Genomic DNA, 17,561 nt, shown 5'->3' with positions numbered 1-17,561 from the left:
CCCTCAAACTGGACGTCGCGAGCCCCCAGATGCAGAGTGGCCGCCAAACACGCCCTACATCACTGGGAGAGACCCATGACCGACATCGTCATCGCCTCGGCTGCCCGCACGCCCGTCGGCAGCTTCAACGGCGCCCTCGCCTCCCTCCCCGCGCATGAGCTCGGCCGCATCGCCATCGTGGCGGCGCTGAGCCGCGCGGGCGTCGATGCCGCCGATGTGGACGAGGTGATCCTCGGCCAGATCCTCGCCGCCGGCGCGGGCCAGAATCCGGCCCGCCAGGCCGCGGTGAACGCCGGCATCCCCGTGGGCGCGACCGCCTTCGGCATCAACCAGCTCTGCGGTTCCGGCCTGCGCGCCGTGGCCCTGGCCGCGCAGCAGATCGCGACCGGCGATGCGAAGATCGTCGTCGCCGGCGGGCAGGAGAGCATGAGCCAGGCGCCGCACGCGCAGAACCTGCGCAACGGCCAGAAGATGGGCAGCCTCGAATTCGTCGACACGATGCTCAAGGACGGGCTGTGGGACGCCTTCCACGGCTACCACATGGGCAACACGGCCGAGAACGTCGCGCAGAAATACCAGCTCACGCGCGGCGAGCAGGACGAGTTCGCGGCCAATTCCCAGCGCAAGGCGGGCGAGGCCATGAAGGCCGGCCGCTTCAAGGACGAGATCGTCCCCGTCACGGTGAAGGGCCGCAAGGGCGACACCATCGTCTCCGACGACGAATACCCCAAGCCGGAGACCACGGCCGAAATCCTGGGCAAGCTGCGTCCCGCCTTCTCGAAGGACGGCACGGTCACCGCCGGCAATGCCTCGGGCATCAATGACGGCGCGGCCGCGCTGGTGGTGATGTCGGCCGAGGAGGCCAAGCGCCGCGGCATCAAGCCGCTCGCGACCATCAAGAGCTGGGCGACGGCGGGCGTGGATCCCTCGATCATGGGCACGGGCCCGATCCCGGCGAGCCGCAAGGCGCTGGAGAAGGCCGGCTGGACCGTCGGCGACCTCGACCTGATCGAGGCGAACGAGGCCTTCGCCGCGCAGGCCTGCGCGGTGAACAAGGATCTCGGCTGGGACACGTCGAAGGTGAACGTGAATGGCGGCGCCATCGCGCTCGGCCATCCGATCGGCGCCAGCGGCGCGCGCGTGCTGACCACGCTGCTCTACGAGATGCAGCGCCGGGACGCGAAGAAGGGCCTCGCCACGCTGTGCATCGGCGGCGGCATGGGCGTGGCCATGTGCCTGGAGCGCGCATAGCGGCCTCGGCGTCGCGGGTCGCCGCCGGTCACGGCCGGGCGGCGACCTCGCGCGCTATCCCTTGAACAGCGACAGCAGCATCTGCGGCGCCTGGTTGGCGATGCCCAGTGCCTGGCTGCCGAGCTGCTGGCGGATCTGCAGCGACTGAAGACGCGCCGATTCCTTCGCCAGATCCGCATCGATCAGCGCGCCCATGCCCGCTTCCTGCGCGTCCATCTTCGCCTTGTTGAAGGTGATCTGGCTGTCCACGTATTTGCTGTAGCTGCCGAGGTTGTTCATCGCGGTCAGCGCATTGTTGATCGCGACGTTCACCGCCCCGCCCGTGGTGAGCGCCGCGCCGAAGCTGCTGATCGCCGCGGCCAGCGTCCCGCCCTGGGCCACGCCCGACGTCGTCATGCCCAGATGGGTCAGCGCCGTGAATCCGGCCTGGCCGTTGATCCCCTGCGTCGCCACCCGCGCGAAGGAATAGGTCGCGCCCTCGCCGTTGCGGACGGTCTTCACCTGGCCGAGCGTGGTGCCGGTATCGCCCGCCGTCGCGGTTGTGTTGAGCATCGACTGGCCGTTATAGGTCGTGTCCGTCACGAAGTTCGCCATCTGGCTGAACTTCTCCTTCAGCGCGGCGATGTACTGGCTGCGCTGGCTCGCGGTGATGTTCGCGTCCGACAGCGCCACGATCGTGGCCTTCACGTCCTTCAGCACGGTAGAGATGTTCTCCAGCCCCGTGCGTGTGGTGTCGAGCAGGCCCTTGATGCCGCCCAGCTGCTGGTTCGCCGAGGTGGTGGAAGCAAGATCGCCCCGGATGCGCTCGGCCACCGCATAGGCCGCGCCGTCATCGCGCGCATCGGCCACGCGATAGCCGGTGGAGATGCGCTTCTGCGTCGCCTCCATCTCGGCGCCCGTCCGGTTGAGCGATTGCAATGCGACCATCGCGCCCAGATTGGTGTTCACGGAATTCATCGACATGGGTGTTTTTCCTCGTCTGTCGGCGCCCAGGGGCCGGCGCGGGTGGGTGGGTCAGCTCTGCGGGGACGAGCGCGCGGGAGCGGCGGCCGCGAAACGGCGCCTTTGCGGTCCGCCGGGCCAGACGCCCTTCGCGGCCAATGAGGAGTCCTGCATCCTGCGGGTCCGATCCTGTCGTCCCGTAAAAATGAACCCGCGCCGGTTAACGCCCGGCTAACGCCGCCCGAGATCGTGAATCTTTCTCCGACATGCCGCGCGGGCGCAGGCGAAAAAAAACCGGCGAGGGCCTTCGCCCCCGCCGGCTTCGAAGCTGCGATCGCGCGTCGCTCAGCCGCCGCGGAAGGCCGTCTCGATCTGGCGGATCGCCTCCTGGCGATCGCGGTTGCGCAGCGCCTGGCGGGCGCCGGCGATCGATTCCACGCGCGGTCCCGAAGCGGGCTCGCCCGCGCGCGACGGCTCCGTGCTGCGGCTCAGCAGGCGCGTCTCGGCGCGTTCCAGGAACTCATTGGCCTGACCCATCTGGCCGCGGCCGATGGCGGCCTTGGCCTGCATCAGCCAGTCGCGCACGTTGCGCGCATCGATGTCGTCGGCGACCGCGCCGTCGCGGTTCTGGAGCGGGACGGAGGGCGGGCCGGCATTGCGGCGCTCGCGCTCCATCTCGGTCAGGGCGTCGCTGCGGCCGGGATTGGAATAGTGCTGTGCCTGCGCCAGAGCGGGGGTGGCGAGCAGGATGGCGCCCACGGCGGCGGGGAGCCAGGTTCTGTTACGCATGTTCGGGGCCTCCTCATATCGGTCGGTGTCCAGGCGCGTTGCCGCGCGGAGCCGCAAGCCGGTCGAAGCCGGGCGTGGAACGCCGCAGTGGCGAGCCCTCGACCCGTTGCCAGCGGATGCGTTCTGAACGCCGGGAGACTTGGAGAGTTGCCGGGACTAGCCCAGCAGCAGCACCGCCAGCATCACCACGCCGATCGCGATGCGATACCAACCGAAGGGCGTGAAGCCGATCCGCCCGATCACCGCCAGCACCGCCTTCACCGTCACCAGCGCCACGACGAAGGCCGTCACGAAGCCCACCGCGATCATCGACATCCCGTCCATCGAGAGCTCGTTGCGCGCTTTCAGCAGCGAATAGGCGGTGGCCGCCAGCATGGTCGGGATGGCGAGGATGAAGCTGAACTCGGCGGCCGTCTTGCGGTCCACGCCGCAGAGCAGCGCGGTGATGATCGTCGCGCCCGAGCGCGAGGTGCCGGGGATCATCGCCAGCGCCTGGCCGAAGCCCACCAGCAGGGCGGCGAGCGGCCCGATCTCGGGCACGGAGTGGATGGTGGGCGTGGGCATGGCGCGTTCGATCGCGATGATGGCGACGCCGCCCAGGATCAGCGCCACGCAGACCACGTAGGGGTTGAACAGCAGCGAGGTGATCGTGCTGTGCAGCGTCGCGCCCAGCACCATCGCCGGCAGGAAGGCGAGGATGATGTTGACGGCGAAGTAGCGCTGCGGCGAGCGCGGGCGCCACATGCGTAGCACCACGTCCAGCAGCTTGCGCCAGAAGACGACGATGACGGCGAGGATGGCGCCCAGCTGGATGGAGATCTCGAAGACCTTGCCCGGCGGCCCCTCGAAGCCAATCAGCTGGCCCAGCAGGATCAGGTGCCCGGTGGAGGAGACGGGCAGGAATTCCGTGAGGCCCTCGAGAAGGCCCATCAGAAAAGCATCGAACATCCGTTATCCCTCCAGAAGCACGAGATCGTCACGATGGATCAGCTCGTCGCGCCCGCGCCAGCCGAGCAGCGCCTCGATCTCCGCGCTGCGATGGCCGGCGATGCGCGAGGCATCCGCCGCGTCATAGGCGGAAAGCCCGCGCGCCAGCTCGCGCCCGGCCTCGTCCTGCACGCTCACGGGATCGCCGCGGGTGAAGTCGCCGGAGACCGCGCGCACGCCGGCCGGCAGCAGCGAGCCGCCGCGCAGCAGCGCCCGCGCCGCCCCGGCATCGACCACCAGCGCGCCATGCGGCTGGAGCGAACCGCCGATCCAGCGCTTGCGCGCCGTGCGGCCCTCGGGCGAGGCCAGGAACCAGGTGCAGCGCTCGCCGGCCTCCAGCCGCGCCAGGGGATGCGGCGCGTGGCCGAGCGCGATGGCCATGGCGCAGCCCGCGCCGGTGGCAATGCGCGCCGCGATGAGCTTGGTGCGCATGCCGCCCGAGGAATAGCCGGGGGGCGGATCGCCGCCCATGGCCATGATCTCGTCGGTGAGGCGATCCACCTCGGGCAGATGCGTCGCGGCCGGGTCCTTGCGCGGATCGGCCGTGTAGAGGCCATCGATGTCGGAGAGCAGGATCAGCGCGTCCGCCGAGATCATCTCCGCCACGCGGGCGGCCAGGCGGTCATTGTCGCCGAAGCGGATCTCGGCCGTCGCGACCGTGTCGTTCTCGTTGATGACCGGCACGCAGCCCAACTCGGCGAGGGTGGCCAGGGTGGCGCGGGCATTCAGGTAGCGCCGGCGGTCCTCGCTGTCCTCCAGCGTCAGCAGCAGCTGGGCGGCGCGCAGCCCATGGGCCGAGAGCGCGCGGTCCCAGGCGCCGGCCAGGCGGATCTGCCCGACGGCGGCGGCCGCCTGCTTCTCCTCCAGCTTCAGCACCTTGCGGTTCAGCCCCAGCGTGCCGCGCGCCAGCGCCACCGCGCCCGACGAGACCACGACGACCTCGACGCCCCGCGCCCGGAGCGCGGCGATGTCGGCGGCCACGGAATCCAGCCAGGCGTTGCGCGGCTCCGCCTTCTCCACCAGGAGGGCGGAACCGATCTTGACGACGATGCGTCGGGCATTCGCGAGGGGGATCATGACCTCGCGTCTCTGCGGGTTTTGCCGGCTGGGGGCAAGACTCCCCTCGTTACATGGCATTTGTGTTTGTAAGCTGACCCCATGCGCGTCCTGCCGATCCTGGTTCTGCTGCTGTCCCTCGCCGCCTGCGGCCGGGGCTCGCCCTGGGCGGAAGTCACGCGGCTGCTCGACCTCGACGGCGAGCGCGAGCCCGACCGCCTCGCCATCGCCGAGGCCGAGAGCGAGGAGGAGGGCGAGACGCCGCAGCTCCGCTTCGCGCTGGGCCGCCGCGCCGCCAATGCCACGCTGATCCAGCAGCAGGGCGAGCGGCGGATGTGGCGCGCCCCGGGCGGGGTGGTGGTGGCGACCGATGGCCCGCGCGTGGTGGCGACGGCGGGGCTGCCGCAGATCGTGATGGCCACGCGCCTCGACGGCCCCGACCCGCTCGACGATCCCCGCGCTTTGGTGGACCGCAGCGCCGAGGTGCGGCGGCTGGTGGATATCTCAGGCGCCTCGCGCGATCCGGAGACCATGCGCTTCGGCGTCGCCTTCGACTGCCGCCTGCGCGGCGCCCGCACCGAGGAGGGGATGATCCTGATCGAGGAGCGGTGCCGGGTGCCGGGCTTCTCGCCCGTGACGAATCGCTTCTGGGCCAGCGCGGAAACCGGCACGGTGGGCTTCGCGGAGCAATGGGTGGGCCCAGGGATGGGCCCGCTCAGTCTGGATTTCGAGCCGGGATCCTGAATGAGATCGCCGCGGCGCCCATTTCAATATTCCTTCAACACTTTCAAAAACCCCGATAGGATGATGCATTCCGATCGGGGTCATGATTTCGTGATCAAAGATAAGCTATCGCGGATAATGAATTTGTTTTCGTTCCGAACGATCAGATCGGAAACTGACAAAGCTCGCATCAATATTAAAAATATTGAGATGTTATCAGAAACATCAAATCCGACTGTCCAGGATCAAGTTGACTTCAGAGAAGTGACCAATTTAATGGATTTTCGTAAAATTTCGAGCAAATATCCGAATTTCCTGTAGCGCAGAACGACAGGCGGAACCGGCTTATCCGGCCCACTCGGGGAATCCGGTGAAGTAGTAGCCGCGGTTGCGAGAGGACAGGATCACGTCCCCTCCACCCGCGTCGCGGATCTTCATCCGGATCTGGTAGATGAGATTGTCGAGCGCACGGTCTTCGGCGCGATAGTCGCGATTCAGGACCTGTTGGCTCAGCGCCTCCCGGGTGACGGGGTCGCCCGGCGATTGGGTCAGGCAGACCAGCATGTCGAATTCCGCGCCGGTCAAAGCCACGGCGGTGCCATCGGGGCGATAGAGCCGCCGCTCCCGCGGTGCGATCCGCCAGCGGTGAAGGTCGGAGCGCTGCCCCAGCGCGGAGCTTCGCCGCAGATGGGCCCGCACCCGGGCCAGCATCTCGCGGGTGGAGACCGGCTTGGAGAGGTAGTCATCCGCGCCGAGCTCCAGCGCCACGATTCGGTCCGCCTCGTTCAACTGGCCGCTCAGCATGACGACGGGCGCATTCGTGAGGGCGCGGAGCTCGTGCAACCGCGCCACGGAATCCACCCGGCCCAGCCGCTGGTCGAGCAGGATGAGGCGCGGCCTGAGCCGCTCTACCGCCCGCATGCCGGCCTCCCAGTCCAGGGCGATCCCTGTCGGGATATCATATTGCGTCAGCGCGTCGGCGAGTTCCGTCGCGAAGGCTTCATCATCCTCAATGACCAGAACCGAAATATTCGACGCCGCACCCTTATCCATCATTGCCTATCCATCCTCCCAAATTTTGGAAATCGGCACGGAGAGGGCACGCACCGAATCATGAAAACAGTATCTAAAAAATCCTATACCACTCAATGGTCAGGAAAATTAGATCCCCATGAAACAGGTGAATTACGATCTAGCCTAGACTGAATTTTCACTGCATAGGTGAAATTATTCTTATTGCGCACGCATAGAAACAGACATCGCCGGGCGGCTCGGTCCGGACAGTCGGCGGATATCGGCGCCGCCTGACGTCTCCGAAACTTCCCCGCATTCGGAATTGCACCACTCAACGCCCCGCGGCCTCGCGCGTTGCCGGCCGCCCATGTGGGCCTGAACCCTGCCGGAGGCTTCCGAGTCCGCGGAAAGACGCTCGCATGGCCGCAGGATCTCCTGTAATCCTGGCTCCGTCGCGCTTCGGGGGAAGCGCGTTGGGGGCTCATTTCCGTGGCGAAAGCGTGCTTCCCGTTCCGGCGGGGCGTGCTTCTTTGCATCCTGATCTCGACGCTCGCGGGCTGCGGCGGCGCGCCCCGGCGCGCGCCCACCATCGCCGGCGTCCCCAATCCCGGCGCCAGCCTCGACCTTTCCTGCGTGCCCTATGCCCGCGCGCGCTCCGGCATCGAGCTGCGCGGCGACGCCTGGCAATGGTGGAGCGCCGCCGAGGGCCGCTATATCCGGGGCGTAAGGCCCGCGCCCGGCAGCGTGATCGTCCTCGCCCGCACCTCGCGCCTGCCTTCCGGCCATGTCGCCGTCGTGTCGCGCCTGGTCTCGCCGCGCGAGATCCGCGTGGACCATGCCAATTGGGCCAGCGGCTCGGGACGCGGCCGGGTCGCGCGCGACCAGCCCGTGCTCGATGTCTCGCCCCGCAACGACTGGACCCAGGTGCGCATCTGGTTCCCCGCGGCCGGCGACTACGGCAACACCGTCTTCGCCGCGCATGGCTTCATCACGCCCCGCCTCGATATCGCCGGACGCTAGAAAAACGCGGCGACCCTTCTCAAACCGCCCCCTTGAGTCCTAAGTCCGTCCAACGACGGAGGATCGTCATGTCTGCCACCCGCCGCGCCCTCCTGGCGCTCCCTGCCCTTGCGACCGCCCCTCTCCCGGCCATGGCCCAGCCGGCCTGGCCCGACCGCCCCGTGCGCGTGGTCGTGAGCTTTCCCGGCGGCTCCACGCCCGACATCGCGGCGCGGGCGGTCTCGCAGCATTTCAGCCAGGTCTTCGGCCAGCCCTTCGTCATCGACAACCGCGCCGGCGGCGGCGGCACCATCGGCGCCGACGCGACCGCCAAGGCCACGGACGGCCATACCCTCGGGGTGACGATCGGCGGCCCCGGCTCCATCGCGAAGATCCTGAACCCGCAGCTGGCCTATGATCCGGTGACGGACCTCATCCCCATCTCGCTGCTGGCACGCATGCCGCTGGTGCTGGCGGTGAATCCCGAGGTTCCGGTGAACAGCCTGGCCGAGCTCATCGCCCATGCGAAAGCCAATCCGGGCAAGCTGAACTACGGCTCGGTCGGCGCGGGCAGCACCGGGCATCTGATGGTGGCCGAGATGGCGGCGCGACATGGACTGGGAGATGACGCACATCCCCTTCCGCTCGGTGCCGCAATCTGTGACGGAGATCGTGGCCGGGCGCATCCAGCTCATGGCCGCGGCCGCCGGCTCGGTGCTGGGCCAGGTGCGCGCCGGCCAGGTGCGGGCGCTCGGCATCTCGGGCGATGCGCGCATGGCCCAGATGCCCGAGGCGCCGCTGCTGAAGGACCAGGGCGAGCCGACGGCGGGCGTCTATGCCTGGATCGGCCTTTTCGCGCCCCCCGGCACCCCGCCCGAGCGCGTGGCCCGGCTCGGGATGGAAGCCGGCCGCGCGCTGTCGAAGCCCGAGACGGGCCGCGCGCTCGAAGCGGCCGGCTTCGAGCCGCTGGGCACGCCCCCCCGCCGTGCTGACCGCCCCTGATCCGCGACGAGGTCGCGCATTGGGGGCCGATCGTGCAGCGGCTCGGGATCCGCCCGGAGAGCTAAAAGGCGGCGCCGTCGGTTGCCGCCTGGCGGATCGCGTCAGTTCACCGCGCGGTCGATCGCACGGCCCGCCCGCTCCACCGGCCCGCGCGGCGGGTCCACCGCGTCGCGGACGCTCTGGCCAGCGCGGTCGAGCTGACGGCCCGCCTGCTCGGCGGGGCCCGCCGGGCGTTCGTCGCAGGCAGCGAGGCCAAGGCCCAGCGCCAGCATCGGGATCATGACGAGAGTGCGGTTCATTCAAGGCTTCCGTGGATGTGAGGGATAGCTCGTTCAACTCGGCTTGCCGGGACGGGTTGCACCGCAACAGCAATGAATTCTTTGCGAATCAGACTCGAAACTCCCACCCTTTCGAAACGTTCGGTTGCTCAGTGTTTCACACAAGGCAGACCCGCCACGGACCGGTCTTCCTCGCGCCCGAATTGGACGTCTTGCTGCGGCCACGAACTTCAAAAGGAGAAAATATAATGGAACGCCGTCGACTGATGTTCCTGGGGCCTCGCGAGCGCGCTCACCGCCACGCTGGGCCTCGCCGCCGCCACGACCGCCCAGGCCGCCGTGCTCGGCGACACGTCCGGGCTGCGTGGGGGCGCCGCCCTGCCCGCCGTCGGCCCCGAGCCGCTGGTGGCGAATGGCGAGGATCTGGACGCCGGCAACGTGCAGCTCGCCCAGGGCCGGCACCACCGCAACTCGCGCCGCTGCTACAACCGGACCCGCAACGTCCGCTATCGCGACCGGCACGGCCGCATCCGCCACCGCCAGGTGACCGAGCGCGTCTGCCGCTGACTTCCGTGGAGGGATCGCCGCCCCGGCATTGCGATCCCTCCATGCCCTCCCCCACATGCGATGTGTGGCCTCCGCCTTCAGCGGCGATGGCCTGGGAAGATCCGGCGAAACGCAGGGATCGTTCCGATAGGAGCGCGAAGGGCGGGGCGGCTTGGGTTTGCCGCCGACATGCTCTAGGCTCCCACTCTTCTTAAGCACCACGGGATCGAGGCGCGACAATGGGTTCCTTCAGCATCTGGCATTGGTTGATCGTGTTTGGCGGTCGTCCTGCTGCTCTTCGGAAGCGGCAAGATCAGCGGCCTCATGGGTGACGTCGCAAAGGGCATCAAGTCCTTCAAGGCGAACATCAAGGATGACGAGAAGGAGGGTGATGCCTCCATGACCGCCGAGAGCGCGCCGCCCGCCGGCACCATCGCCGGCCCGGCCGCCACCACGGCGCATCCGACCGCCGCCTCCACGACCAGCGGCCGCCCCGCGGCCTGAGCAACAGCCGCCGGTTCACCGCCGGCGGCGGCTTCCATGGCTCCCATCCCCCAGACCGCGACGGACGCGATCCGCGCCGCCGGCCGGCGGATGGACCAGCTTGGCTGGGTGCCGGCCACCGCCGGCAACATCTCGATCCGCTTGCCCGATGGGCGGGTGGCCATCACGCGGTCCGGTTTTCACAAAGGTTTCATCCCCGAGGACGGGGTGATGGCCGTGGACCTGGACGGCCGCGCGGAGGACAGCAACCTCCGCCCCTCCGCCGAAACCGGGCTGCATTGCGGCATCTATCGCCGCTTTCCCAAGGCGGGCGCGGCTCTGCACGGCCATTCCGTGCCGGCGACGGTGCTGTCGCGCCTGGCGGGGGCCTCGATCCCCCTCGCCGGATATGAATTGTTGAAGGCATTCCCCGGCCTGCCGACGCATGAGACGGCGATCCGGCTTCCCGTCCTCGACAACGATCAGGATATCGGCCGCCTCCAGGCGCGCGTGACGCAGGCCTGGGATGCCGATCCCGCCGCGCCTCCGGGCTACCTCATCCGCGGCCACGGCGTGTATGTCTGGGCGGACGACATGCCGGGCGCGCTGCTGCGCCTGGAAGCCTTGGAATTCATGCTCGCCTGCGAGCTGGAGACACGGAGACTGCGCCCATGAGCCGCCTGACCATCTGGGATGCCGCCACGAAGGCCGAGATCCTCGTCACCGAGGACCCCGCCAAGATCGCCGAGGCCCTGGGCCCGATCGGCGTGCGCTTCGAGCGCTGGCCCGTGGCCCCGCTGCCCGAGGGCGCCGAGGCCGATGCGGTGCTCGCGGCCTATAAGCCGCATCTCGACGACCTCCTGAAGGAGACCAAGGCCGGCACCGCCGACGTCATCCGCCTGACGGCCGACAACCCCCAGCGCGACGCTATCCGCCAGAAGTTCCTCTCCGAGCACATCCACACCGAGGACGAGGTCCGCTTCTTCCACGAGGGTGCGGGCAATTTCGTCATGCATGTCGACGGCAAGGTCTTCGACGCGCATTGCACGCGCGGCGACCTGATCTCGGTGCCGGCCAACACGAAGCATTGGTTCGACGCCGGCGAGATCCCGCACGTCACGGCGCTGCGCATCTTCACCGACACCACGGGCTGGACGCCGCATTACACCGGCACCGATCTCGCGACGCAGTTCCCGGTTGTCGTCGGTTAGCGTGGCGGCGTTCACGCACGTCCTCACAGATATCGAGGGCACCACCACCGCCATCGCCTTCGTCCACCGCAGCCTCTTCCCCTATGCCGCCTCCGCGCTGGAGCCTTTTCTCGCGCGGCATTCCGGCGAGCCGGAGGTGGCGGCGGTGCTGGCCGAAGTGCCGGGCAAGGACAAGCCCGCGCAGATCCGCGCCTGGATGGCCGCCGACGCCAAGGTCACGCCCTTAAAGGCCCTGCAGGGCCTCATCTGGCGCGAGGGCTACAAGGCGGGCGATCTGCAAGGCCATCTCTGGCCCGACGTCGCGCCCGCGCTGCGCGACTGGCACGCACGGGGGCTGCACCTGGCCATCTACTCCTCGGGAAGCGAGGAGGCGCAGCGCCTGCTCGTCCGCCATTCCGAGGCGGGCGACCTGGAGCCGCTCTTCGAGGGCTTCTTCGACACCCGCATGGGCATGAAGCGCGAGGCCGCGAGCTACACGAACATCGCCCGTGCCTGGGGCGCCGAGCCCGCGGCCATCCTCTTCCTCTCCGACATCGCGGAGGAGCTGGATGCGGCCCGTCAGGCCGGCCTGGCCACCTGCCAGCTCGTTCGCTGCCGAGGACGGCACCAAGCCCTCCGGCCGCCATCCGCAGGCCGCCGATTTTGGGGATGTGACATCGCTGCTGTCGGCGTGACAGGGCCTTGCTGCGCCGTTAGAACCAATCCCACCGCCACCGCGGAGAGCCGGACATGCTGACGACCTATACCGTCGAGAACGGCCATCTCGCGATGCGCGAGGGCGTGCGCGACCCCCGAGGGCCTGCGCCACGCCGTCTGGATCGACCTGATGCAGCCCTCCCGCGAGGAGGAGCGCGCGGTCCAGGACGCGCTGCACATCGAGATCCCGACCCGCGAGGAGATGCAGGAGATCGAGAGCTCCTCGCGCCTCTATCGCGAGGAGGAGACGCTCGTCCTCACCGCCAACTTCCTCTACGGCGTCGAGACGGGGGAGTTCAGCTCCACCCCCATCTCCTTCGTGCTCTCCGGCAATTCGCTGGTCACGGTGCGCTACGCGACGCCCAAGGCCTTCCCGGTCTTCGCCGCGCGCTGCGCCAAGTCGCCGGCGCTGCTGATGAGCGGCGATGCGGTGATGCTGCACCTGTTCGAACAGATCGTGGACCGCCTCGCCGACATCCTCGAGCGCATCGGCGCCGACATGGACCGCGCGAGCCAGGGCGCCTTCCGCCGCGGCAAGCCCGGCGAGGTCACGCTGGGCCAGAACGACCTGAAGGAAGTGCTGCTGACCCTCGGCCAGGTCGGCGAGGTGACGACGCGCGCTTCGGAGACGCTGCTCGGCCTCAACCGCATCCTGACCTTCGTCGGCGCGGAGAAGGGCATGGCGATCCGCAAGGAGAACCAGGGCGCGATCAAGACGCTGGTGCGCGACGTGCGCTCGCTGGTCGAGCACGCGAACTTCCTCAACAACAAGGCGACCTTCCTGCTGGACGCCGTGCTCGGCATCATCAATGTCGAGCAGACGAACATCATCAAGACCTTCACCGTGGTGAGCGTGGCGCTGATGCCGCCCACGCTGATCGCCAGCATCTACGGCATGAACTTCCAGCACATGCCCGAGCTGGAATCGGTCATCGGCTATCCGGTCGCGCTGCTGCTGATGGTGGCGACCGCGGTCGTGCCGGTCTGGTGGTTCAAGCGCAAGGGTTGGCTGTAGCGCGCGCTTTCGGCGCAGAACCCGCCTTGACCGGCGAAACATCCCCCGGCTTCATCGGGCTCTCAGCAGGAGAACCCCATGGCCGCCACCCATCACGTCGCCGCGACGCCCGACACCATCCACTGGGGCACCTTCGACGCCAGCTTCAAGCCCGTGATCGAGGTGCAGAGCGGCGACCTGGTGGTGATGCAATGCATCTCCGGCCCGCCTGACGTTCTCGCCGAGGCGCGGGAGCTCGGCCTCAACATCCGCCCCGAGCTGGCCGCCTATCACGCCAGCAAGCCGCCACGCCTGGGCCCGCACATGCTCACCGGGCCGGTCGCCGTGAAGGGCGCCATGCCGGGCGACACGCTGCGCGTGGACATCGAGAAGATCGATCTGGGCGCGGAGTGGGGCTATTGCGGCTTCCGCCCGCTGGGCGGCACGCTGCCCGAGGACTTCCCCTACCGGCGCATGCTGCACATCCCCGTGGACGCCGAGAAGCGCACCGGGCACGTGCCGATCGGCCCGGGCATCACCTTGCCGCTCTCGCCCTTCTTCGGCGTGATGGGCGTGGCGCCGCCGGCGGAATGGGGCGGCATCTCCACCAAGGAGCCGCGCGCGCATGGCGGCAATCTCGACAACAAGGAGATCGGCGAGGGCGCGACGCTCTTCCTGCCGGTTCATGTGCCGGGCGGCAACTTCTCTGCCGGCGACGGGCATGGCGTGCAGGGCGATGGCGAGGTCTGCATCAACGCGCTGGAGATGTGCCTCACCGGCCATTTCCGCTTCACCCTGCTGAAGGGCGAGAAGCTCGCCTATCCGCGCGCCGAGACGTCGACGCACTACATCACCATGGGCATGCACGAGGATCTCGACGAGGCGATGAAGAAGTCGCTGCGCGAGATGATCGGCTTCATCACCAGCCGGACGAATCTCAGCGCGGCGGACGCCTACCAGCTCTGCTCGCTGGCCGTGGACTTCCACGTGACGCAGACCGTGAACGGCGAGAAGGGCGTGCACGGGCTGCTGAAGAAGGGCTTGCTGTTCTAAGCCCCTCGGGCGCCGGCCGCGATCAGCGGCCGGCGCCCTTTCAGGACCTCAGCGCAGCGGCAGGGCGTACATCAGCCCGCCATTGGTCCAGAGGTTGTTCTGCGCGCGCGGCAGGCCAACCGGCGTGCGCTCACCCATGGTGCGCTCGTAGAGCTCGCCGTAATTGCCGATGGCGCGCACCGCGTTATAGACCCAGGCTGGATCGAGCTTGAGCGACTGGCCGAGCTCGGGCAGCACGCCCAGCAGGCGGCGGACGCTCGCATTGGTGCTGGTGCGGCGCAGCTCCTCGGCGTTCTGCGAGGTCACGCCCAGCTCTTCCGCCTCGATGAGCGCGTAGGTGTACCAGCGCACGAGGTCGAACCACTCGTCGTCGCCACGGCGGATATAAGCCGCATAGGGCTCCTTGCTGAAGCGCTCCGGCAGCACGACCCAATCGGCGGGCGTCTGCATGGTGGAGCGCGTGGCGGCGAGCTGCGAGGCGTCCGTGCCGAAGGCGTCGCAACGGCCGGCCTGCAGCGCGGCGGCCGCCTGGTCCGTGCGCTCGAAGACGACGGGCGTGAAGGGCACGTTCACGCTGCGGAAGTAGTCCGCCGTGACCTGCTCGTTGGTCGTGCCCTGGATCAGGCAGATCGTGGCGCCCGCCAGGTCGCGCACGCGCTGCACGTTGAGGCTCTTGCGCACCATGAAGCCATGGCCGTCATAGAAGTAGGTGACGGTGTGGCGCAGGCCGAGCGTGGTGTCGCGCAGCATGGTCTGCGTGCTGCCACGGATGAGCACGTCGATCTCACCCGAGCCGAGCGCGGTGAAGCGCGTGGAGGCCGTCAGCGGGATGAAGCGCACCTTGGTGGCGTCGTTGAAGATCGCCGCCGCCAGGCCACGGCAGAGATCGGCCTCGAGGCCCTGATAGACGCCGCGGCTGTCGGGCAGCGACATGCCGGCATTGCCGGTGTGCACGCCGCAGGCGAGCGTGCCGCGCTGGCGCACCTGATCGAGCGTGGGGCCGGCCTGCGCGGCAGTGCCGACCACGCTGAAGAGCGCCGCGGCCAAGGTGGCGCGGAGGGTGATTTTCCATTTCATGGCAGACGTCCTGGTCCCTGTGATAGCGGTCCGGATGGTCCGCGCCGGCACCGGCGAAGTCAATCGTCGGACGTGCTGCAACGCAAAGGGCAAGGGCATGGAAAACCCCTCGGCAGATGCGCCGAGGGGTGATCCACGACCCGGAGGCTCAGCGCATCGGCAGCGCGTAGAGCAGGCCGCCGTCGGTCCAGAGCCGGTTCGGACCACGCGGCAGCGCGACGGGCGTGCGCTCGCCCATGGTGCGCTCGTAGAGCTCGCCGTAATTGCCGATGGCGCGGATCGCGTTATAGGCCCAGGCCGCATCCAGCTTCAGCGACTGGCCCAGTTCCGGCGTCGCGCCCAGCAGGCGGCGGACGTTCGCATTGGTGCTGGTGCGGCGCATCTCCTCGGCATTGGCCGAGGTCACGCCCAGCTCCTCGGCCTCGATGATCGCGGTGGTGTACCAGCGCACCACATCGAACCATTCGTCGTCGCCACGGCGGATATAGCCGGCATAGGGCTCCTTGCTGAAGCGCTCCGGAAGGATGGTCCAGTCGGACGGCGTCTGCATGGTGGAGCGCACGGCGGCGAGCTGGGAGGCGTCGGTACCGAAGCTGTCGCAACGGCCGGCCTGCAGCGCGGCGGCCGCCTGGTCGGTCCGCTCGAAGACCACCGGGCGGAACTGCACGTTCACGCTGCGGAAGTAGTCGGCCGTGACCTGCTCGTTCGTCGTGCCCTGGATCAGGCAGATCGTGGCGCCGGCCATGTCGCGCACGCGCTGCACGCCCAGGCTGTTGCGGACGATGAAGCCGTGGCCGTCGTAGAAGTAGGTGACGGTGTGGCGCAGGCCGAGCGTGGTGTCGCGCAGCATGGTCTGCGTGCTCGTCCGGAACAGCACGTCCACCTCGCCCGAGCCCAGCGCGGTGAAGCGCGTGGAGGAGGAGAGCGGGATGAAACGCACCTTCGAGACGTCGTTGAAGATGGCGGCGGCGAGGCCACGGCAGAGATCGACGTCCAGGCCCTGCCACACGCCACGGGCATCCGGCAGCGCGAAGCCGGCGACGCCGGTGTTGATGCCGCAGTTCAGCGCGCCGCGCGCGCGGATCTGATCCATGATCGGTCCGGCCTGGGCGGCGGTTCCGGCCAGGGCGACGAAGGCCGCGGCCAAGGCGGCGCGAACGGGCTTATGCCACTTCATGCTTAACAATCCCAATCCCTGTTTTCGTACCGGCGATGGTCAATTGCAGGACCGTCACAAGTCAACGAAAGCTTGATGCAGCCCCCAAATGAAAAGCCGCGCCCCTTGCGGGGCGCGGCGATTTTCTGCGCGCGGGACAAGCCGCGCGCCGCGATTTTGGGCAGACGCCCTTAACGGAAGGGCGGCGCGTAGAGCAGGCCGCCGCGCGTCCAGATCTCGTTCTGCGCGCGCGGCATGGCCAGCGGCGTGTTCGGCCCCAGGCTGCGGTTGTACAGCTCGCCGTAATTGCCGATGGCGCGGATCGCGTTATAGGCCCAGGCCGGATCCAGCCGCAGCGCCTGGCCGACCTCCGGCACGGCGCCCAGCAGGCGGCGGACATTGGCATCCTGCGAGGTGCGGCGCATCTCCTCGGCATTGGCCGCCGTCACGCCCTGCTCCTCCGCTTCGATGAGCGCATAGGTGAACCAGCGCAGGATCTCGAACCAGCTTTCGTCGCCACGGCGGACCACGGCCGTATAGGGCTCCTTGCTGAAGCGCTCGGGCAGGATCACCCAGTCGTTCGGATTGGGCAGGGAGGAGCGCATGGCGGCAAGGCCCGAGGCGTCGAAGCCGAAGGCGTCGCAACGCCCGGCCGAGAGCGCGGCCAGCACCTGCTCGTTCTGCTCCAGCAGGACGGGCGTGAATTGCAGGTTCTGGCTGCGGAAATACTCGGCGGTGATCTGCTCGTTGGTCGTGCCGGGATTGAGGCAGATGGTCGCGCCGGCGAGGCCGCGTGCGTTCTGCACATTGGCGTCGCGCCGCGCCATGAAGCCGTGGCCGTCATAGAAATAGGCCTCGACGAAACGCAGGCCGAGCGTGGTGTCGCGCATCACCGTCATGGTGCTGGTGAGGAAGAGCAGGTCCACCTCGCCGGCGCTGAGCGCGGTGAAGCGCGTCGCGAAGGAGAGCGGCACGAAGCGCACCTTGGTGGCGTCGGCGAAGATGGCGGCGGCCAGGCCTCGGCACAGGTCGGCCACCATGCCGCGATATTCGCCGCGGCTGTCGATGGTGGTGAAGCCCGGCGTATTGGCATTCACGCCGCAGACCAGCGTGCCGCGCGAGCGGATCGCGTTCATCGTCGGCGAGGCCGGGTTGGACTGCGCCATGGCCCCCATCGAGGCGGTACACAGCGCGAGCGCCACCAGTGGCGCGCGCAGCCAGGTTTTCAGCATGTCGGTTCGTCTCCCAGTTCCGGAATTTCCGTGCCGGAAGGCTGCGCCGGTGCCCAAGGTCGAATCAAGCAC

19 protein-coding genes and 2 pseudogenes are annotated in these 17,561 nt (G+C 68.5%); 12 read left to right on the top strand and 9 right to left on the bottom strand.

Annotated elements, in window-relative coordinates:
• Window positions 1-75: 75 nt before the first annotated feature.
• A complete protein-coding gene (locus ACO057_RS09175) occupies window positions 76-1,251 on the top strand; it encodes an acetyl-CoA C-acetyltransferase (RefSeq protein WP_421990858.1) in 1,176 nt (391 codons plus the stop codon).
• Between the two features lie 54 nt (window positions 1,252-1,305).
• Here ACO057_RS09175 and ACO057_RS09170 read toward each other — a convergent pair whose 3' ends face one another.
• The 4 genes from ACO057_RS09170 to proB all read right to left on the bottom strand — a co-directional run bounded on the left by ACO057_RS09170 (window position 1,306) and on the right by proB (window position 5,046).
• Window positions 1,306-2,214 (bottom strand): flagellin, encoded by a 909-nt coding sequence (locus tag ACO057_RS09170; protein WP_421990856.1) that lies wholly within the window; start codon window positions 2,212-2,214, stop codon window positions 1,306-1,308.
• A gap of 324 nt (window positions 2,215-2,538) precedes the next feature.
• Window positions 2,539-2,982 (bottom strand): hypothetical protein, encoded by a 444-nt coding sequence (locus tag ACO057_RS09165; protein WP_421990854.1) that lies wholly within the window; start codon window positions 2,980-2,982, stop codon window positions 2,539-2,541.
• Between the two features lie 156 nt (window positions 2,983-3,138).
• Window positions 3,139-3,930, bottom strand: a complete 792-nt coding sequence (locus tag ACO057_RS09160; RefSeq protein WP_421990852.1) for an undecaprenyl-diphosphate phosphatase — start codon at window positions 3,928-3,930, stop codon at window positions 3,139-3,141.
• Between the two features lie 3 nt (window positions 3,931-3,933).
• Entirely contained in the window at window positions 3,934-5,046 is a 1,113-nt protein-coding gene (gene proB, locus ACO057_RS09155) for a glutamate 5-kinase (RefSeq protein WP_421990850.1), read from the bottom strand.
• Between the two features lie 81 nt (window positions 5,047-5,127).
• Here proB and ACO057_RS09150 point away from each other — a divergent pair, with 81 nt between their 5' ends.
• Window positions 5,128-5,769 (top strand): YjbF family lipoprotein, encoded by a 642-nt coding sequence (locus ACO057_RS09150; RefSeq protein WP_421990848.1) that lies wholly within the window; start codon window positions 5,128-5,130, stop codon window positions 5,767-5,769.
• Window positions 5,770-6,093: 324 nt separating this feature from the next.
• Here ACO057_RS09150 and ACO057_RS09145 read toward each other — a convergent pair whose 3' ends face one another.
• Window positions 6,094-6,804: a response regulator transcription factor gene (locus tag ACO057_RS09145; protein ID WP_421990846.1), complete on the bottom strand. Its 711-nt coding sequence runs from the start codon at window positions 6,802-6,804 to the stop codon at window positions 6,094-6,096.
• Between the two features lie 480 nt (window positions 6,805-7,284).
• Between ACO057_RS09145 and ACO057_RS09140 the strand changes: the two genes are divergently transcribed.
• From ACO057_RS09140 to ACO057_RS09130, 3 genes and pseudogenes are all read left to right on the top strand, one after another.
• Entirely contained in the window at window positions 7,285-7,782 is a 498-nt protein-coding gene (locus ACO057_RS09140; RefSeq protein WP_421990844.1) for a CHAP domain-containing protein, read from the top strand.
• Window positions 7,783-7,850: 68 nt separating this feature from the next.
• Window positions 7,851-8,369 (top strand): annotated as a pseudogene (locus ACO057_RS09135) (Bug family tripartite tricarboxylate transporter substrate binding protein); the annotation flags it as partial.
• A 16-nt stretch (window positions 8,370-8,385) separates the two neighbouring features.
• Complete coding sequence (locus ACO057_RS09130; RefSeq protein ID WP_421990842.1) at window positions 8,386-8,763, top strand: Bug family tripartite tricarboxylate transporter substrate binding protein; 378 nt, start codon at window positions 8,386-8,388, stop codon at window positions 8,761-8,763.
• Window positions 8,764-8,864: 101 nt separating this feature from the next.
• On the opposite strand, the gene ACO057_RS09125 is transcribed toward ACO057_RS09130, so the two are convergent.
• Entirely contained in the window at window positions 8,865-9,062 is a 198-nt protein-coding gene (locus tag ACO057_RS09125) for a hypothetical protein (RefSeq protein ID WP_421990840.1), read from the bottom strand.
• Between the two features lie 318 nt (window positions 9,063-9,380).
• Here ACO057_RS09125 and ACO057_RS09120 point away from each other — a divergent pair, with 318 nt between their 5' ends.
• The 7 genes and pseudogenes from ACO057_RS09120 (at window position 9,381) to ACO057_RS09090 (ending at window position 14,024) form a co-directional block, all read left to right on the top strand.
• Window positions 9,381-9,608 (top strand): hypothetical protein, encoded by a 228-nt coding sequence (locus ACO057_RS09120; protein WP_421990838.1) that lies wholly within the window; start codon window positions 9,381-9,383, stop codon window positions 9,606-9,608.
• Between the two features lie 218 nt (window positions 9,609-9,826).
• Window positions 9,827-10,091 (top strand): annotated as a pseudogene (locus tag ACO057_RS09115) (twin-arginine translocase TatA/TatE family subunit).
• 36 nt (window positions 10,092-10,127) lie between these two features.
• The gene (locus tag ACO057_RS09110) at window positions 10,128-10,745 is read left to right on the top strand and encodes a methylthioribulose 1-phosphate dehydratase (protein ID WP_421990836.1); all 618 of its coding nucleotides are present in this window, start codon (window positions 10,128-10,130) and stop codon (window positions 10,743-10,745) included.
• Window positions 10,742-11,281 (top strand): 1,2-dihydroxy-3-keto-5-methylthiopentene dioxygenase, encoded by a 540-nt coding sequence (locus tag ACO057_RS09105; RefSeq protein ID WP_421990834.1) that lies wholly within the window; start codon window positions 10,742-10,744, stop codon window positions 11,279-11,281. The genes ACO057_RS09110 and ACO057_RS09105 overlap by 4 nt, the downstream gene beginning before the upstream one ends.
• A 1-nt stretch (window position 11,282) precedes the next feature.
• Window positions 11,283-12,017 (top strand): acireductone synthase, encoded by a 735-nt coding sequence (mtnC, locus tag ACO057_RS09100; protein ID WP_421990832.1) that lies wholly within the window; start codon window positions 11,283-11,285, stop codon window positions 12,015-12,017.
• Between the two features lie 90 nt (window positions 12,018-12,107).
• Window positions 12,108-12,992, top strand: a complete 885-nt coding sequence (locus ACO057_RS09095) for a magnesium transporter CorA family protein (RefSeq protein ID WP_421990830.1) — start codon at window positions 12,108-12,110, stop codon at window positions 12,990-12,992.
• A gap of 78 nt (window positions 12,993-13,070) precedes the next feature.
• Window positions 13,071-14,024, top strand: coding sequence for an acetamidase/formamidase family protein (locus ACO057_RS09090; protein WP_421990828.1), 954 nt, complete (start codon window positions 13,071-13,073; stop codon window positions 14,022-14,024).
• A gap of 48 nt (window positions 14,025-14,072) precedes the next feature.
• Here ACO057_RS09090 and ACO057_RS09085 read toward each other — a convergent pair whose 3' ends face one another.
• The 3 genes from ACO057_RS09085 to ACO057_RS09075 all read right to left on the bottom strand — a co-directional run bounded on the left by ACO057_RS09085 (window position 14,073) and on the right by ACO057_RS09075 (window position 17,489).
• On the bottom strand, window positions 14,073-15,101 hold the full coding sequence (locus ACO057_RS09085; protein ID WP_421990826.1) for an amino acid ABC transporter substrate-binding protein: 1,029 nt from the start codon (window positions 15,099-15,101) through the stop codon (window positions 14,073-14,075).
• A 148-nt stretch (window positions 15,102-15,249) separates the two neighbouring features.
• A complete protein-coding gene (locus ACO057_RS09080; RefSeq protein WP_421990824.1) occupies window positions 15,250-16,278 on the bottom strand; it encodes an amino acid ABC transporter substrate-binding protein in 1,029 nt (342 codons plus the stop codon).
• Window positions 16,279-16,448: 170 nt separating this feature from the next.
• Window positions 16,449-17,489 carry an amino acid ABC transporter substrate-binding protein gene (locus ACO057_RS09075; RefSeq protein ID WP_421990822.1) on the bottom strand — a complete coding sequence of 347 codons (1,041 nt, stop codon included), beginning with the start codon at window positions 17,487-17,489 and terminating at the stop codon, window positions 16,449-16,451.
• Window positions 17,490-17,561 lie beyond the last annotated feature (72 nt).

This window comes from Roseococcus sp. (assembly GCF_965227005.1).
Classification (GTDB): Bacteria; Pseudomonadota; Alphaproteobacteria; order Acetobacterales; family Acetobacteraceae; genus Roseococcus.
The sequence above is the reverse complement of the archived record's forward strand: the minus strand, read 5'-3'. Positions and strand labels throughout refer to the sequence as shown.

Excerpts from the sequence above, each read along its gene's own strand:
- ACO057_RS09175 (WP_421990858.1), top strand. The coding sequence starts at position 76 with ATGACCGACATCGTCATCGCCTCGGCTGCCCGCACGCCCGTCGGCAGC.
- ACO057_RS09170 (WP_421990856.1), bottom strand. The coding sequence starts at position 2,214 with ATGTCGATGAATTCCGTGAACACCAATCTGGGCGCGATGGTCGCATTG.
- ACO057_RS09165 (WP_421990854.1), bottom strand. The coding sequence starts at position 2,982 with ATGCGTAACAGAACCTGGCTCCCCGCCGCCGTGGGCGCCATCCTGCTC.
- ACO057_RS09160 (WP_421990852.1), bottom strand. The coding sequence starts at position 3,930 with ATGTTCGATGCTTTTCTGATGGGCCTTCTCGAGGGCCTCACGGAATTC.
- proB (WP_421990850.1), bottom strand. The coding sequence starts at position 5,046 with ATGATCCCCCTCGCGAATGCCCGACGCATCGTCGTCAAGATCGGTTCC.
- ACO057_RS09150 (WP_421990848.1), top strand. The coding sequence starts at position 5,128 with ATGCGCGTCCTGCCGATCCTGGTTCTGCTGCTGTCCCTCGCCGCCTGC.
- ACO057_RS09145 (WP_421990846.1), bottom strand. The coding sequence starts at position 6,804 with ATGATGGATAAGGGTGCGGCGTCGAATATTTCGGTTCTGGTCATTGAG.
- ACO057_RS09130 (WP_421990842.1), top strand. The coding sequence starts at position 8,386 with ATGACGCACATCCCCTTCCGCTCGGTGCCGCAATCTGTGACGGAGATC.
- ACO057_RS09125 (WP_421990840.1), bottom strand. The coding sequence starts at position 9,062 with ATGAACCGCACTCTCGTCATGATCCCGATGCTGGCGCTGGGCCTTGGC.
- ACO057_RS09110 (WP_421990836.1), top strand. The coding sequence starts at position 10,128 with ATGGCTCCCATCCCCCAGACCGCGACGGACGCGATCCGCGCCGCCGGC.
- ACO057_RS09105 (WP_421990834.1), top strand. The coding sequence starts at position 10,742 with ATGAGCCGCCTGACCATCTGGGATGCCGCCACGAAGGCCGAGATCCTC.
- ACO057_RS09095 (WP_421990830.1), top strand. The coding sequence starts at position 12,108 with ATGCAGCCCTCCCGCGAGGAGGAGCGCGCGGTCCAGGACGCGCTGCAC.
- ACO057_RS09090 (WP_421990828.1), top strand. The coding sequence starts at position 13,071 with ATGGCCGCCACCCATCACGTCGCCGCGACGCCCGACACCATCCACTGG.
- ACO057_RS09085 (WP_421990826.1), bottom strand. The coding sequence starts at position 15,101 with ATGAAATGGAAAATCACCCTCCGCGCCACCTTGGCCGCGGCGCTCTTC.
- ACO057_RS09080 (WP_421990824.1), bottom strand. The coding sequence starts at position 16,278 with ATGAAGTGGCATAAGCCCGTTCGCGCCGCCTTGGCCGCGGCCTTCGTC.
- ACO057_RS09075 (WP_421990822.1), bottom strand. The coding sequence starts at position 17,489 with ATGCTGAAAACCTGGCTGCGCGCGCCACTGGTGGCGCTCGCGCTGTGT.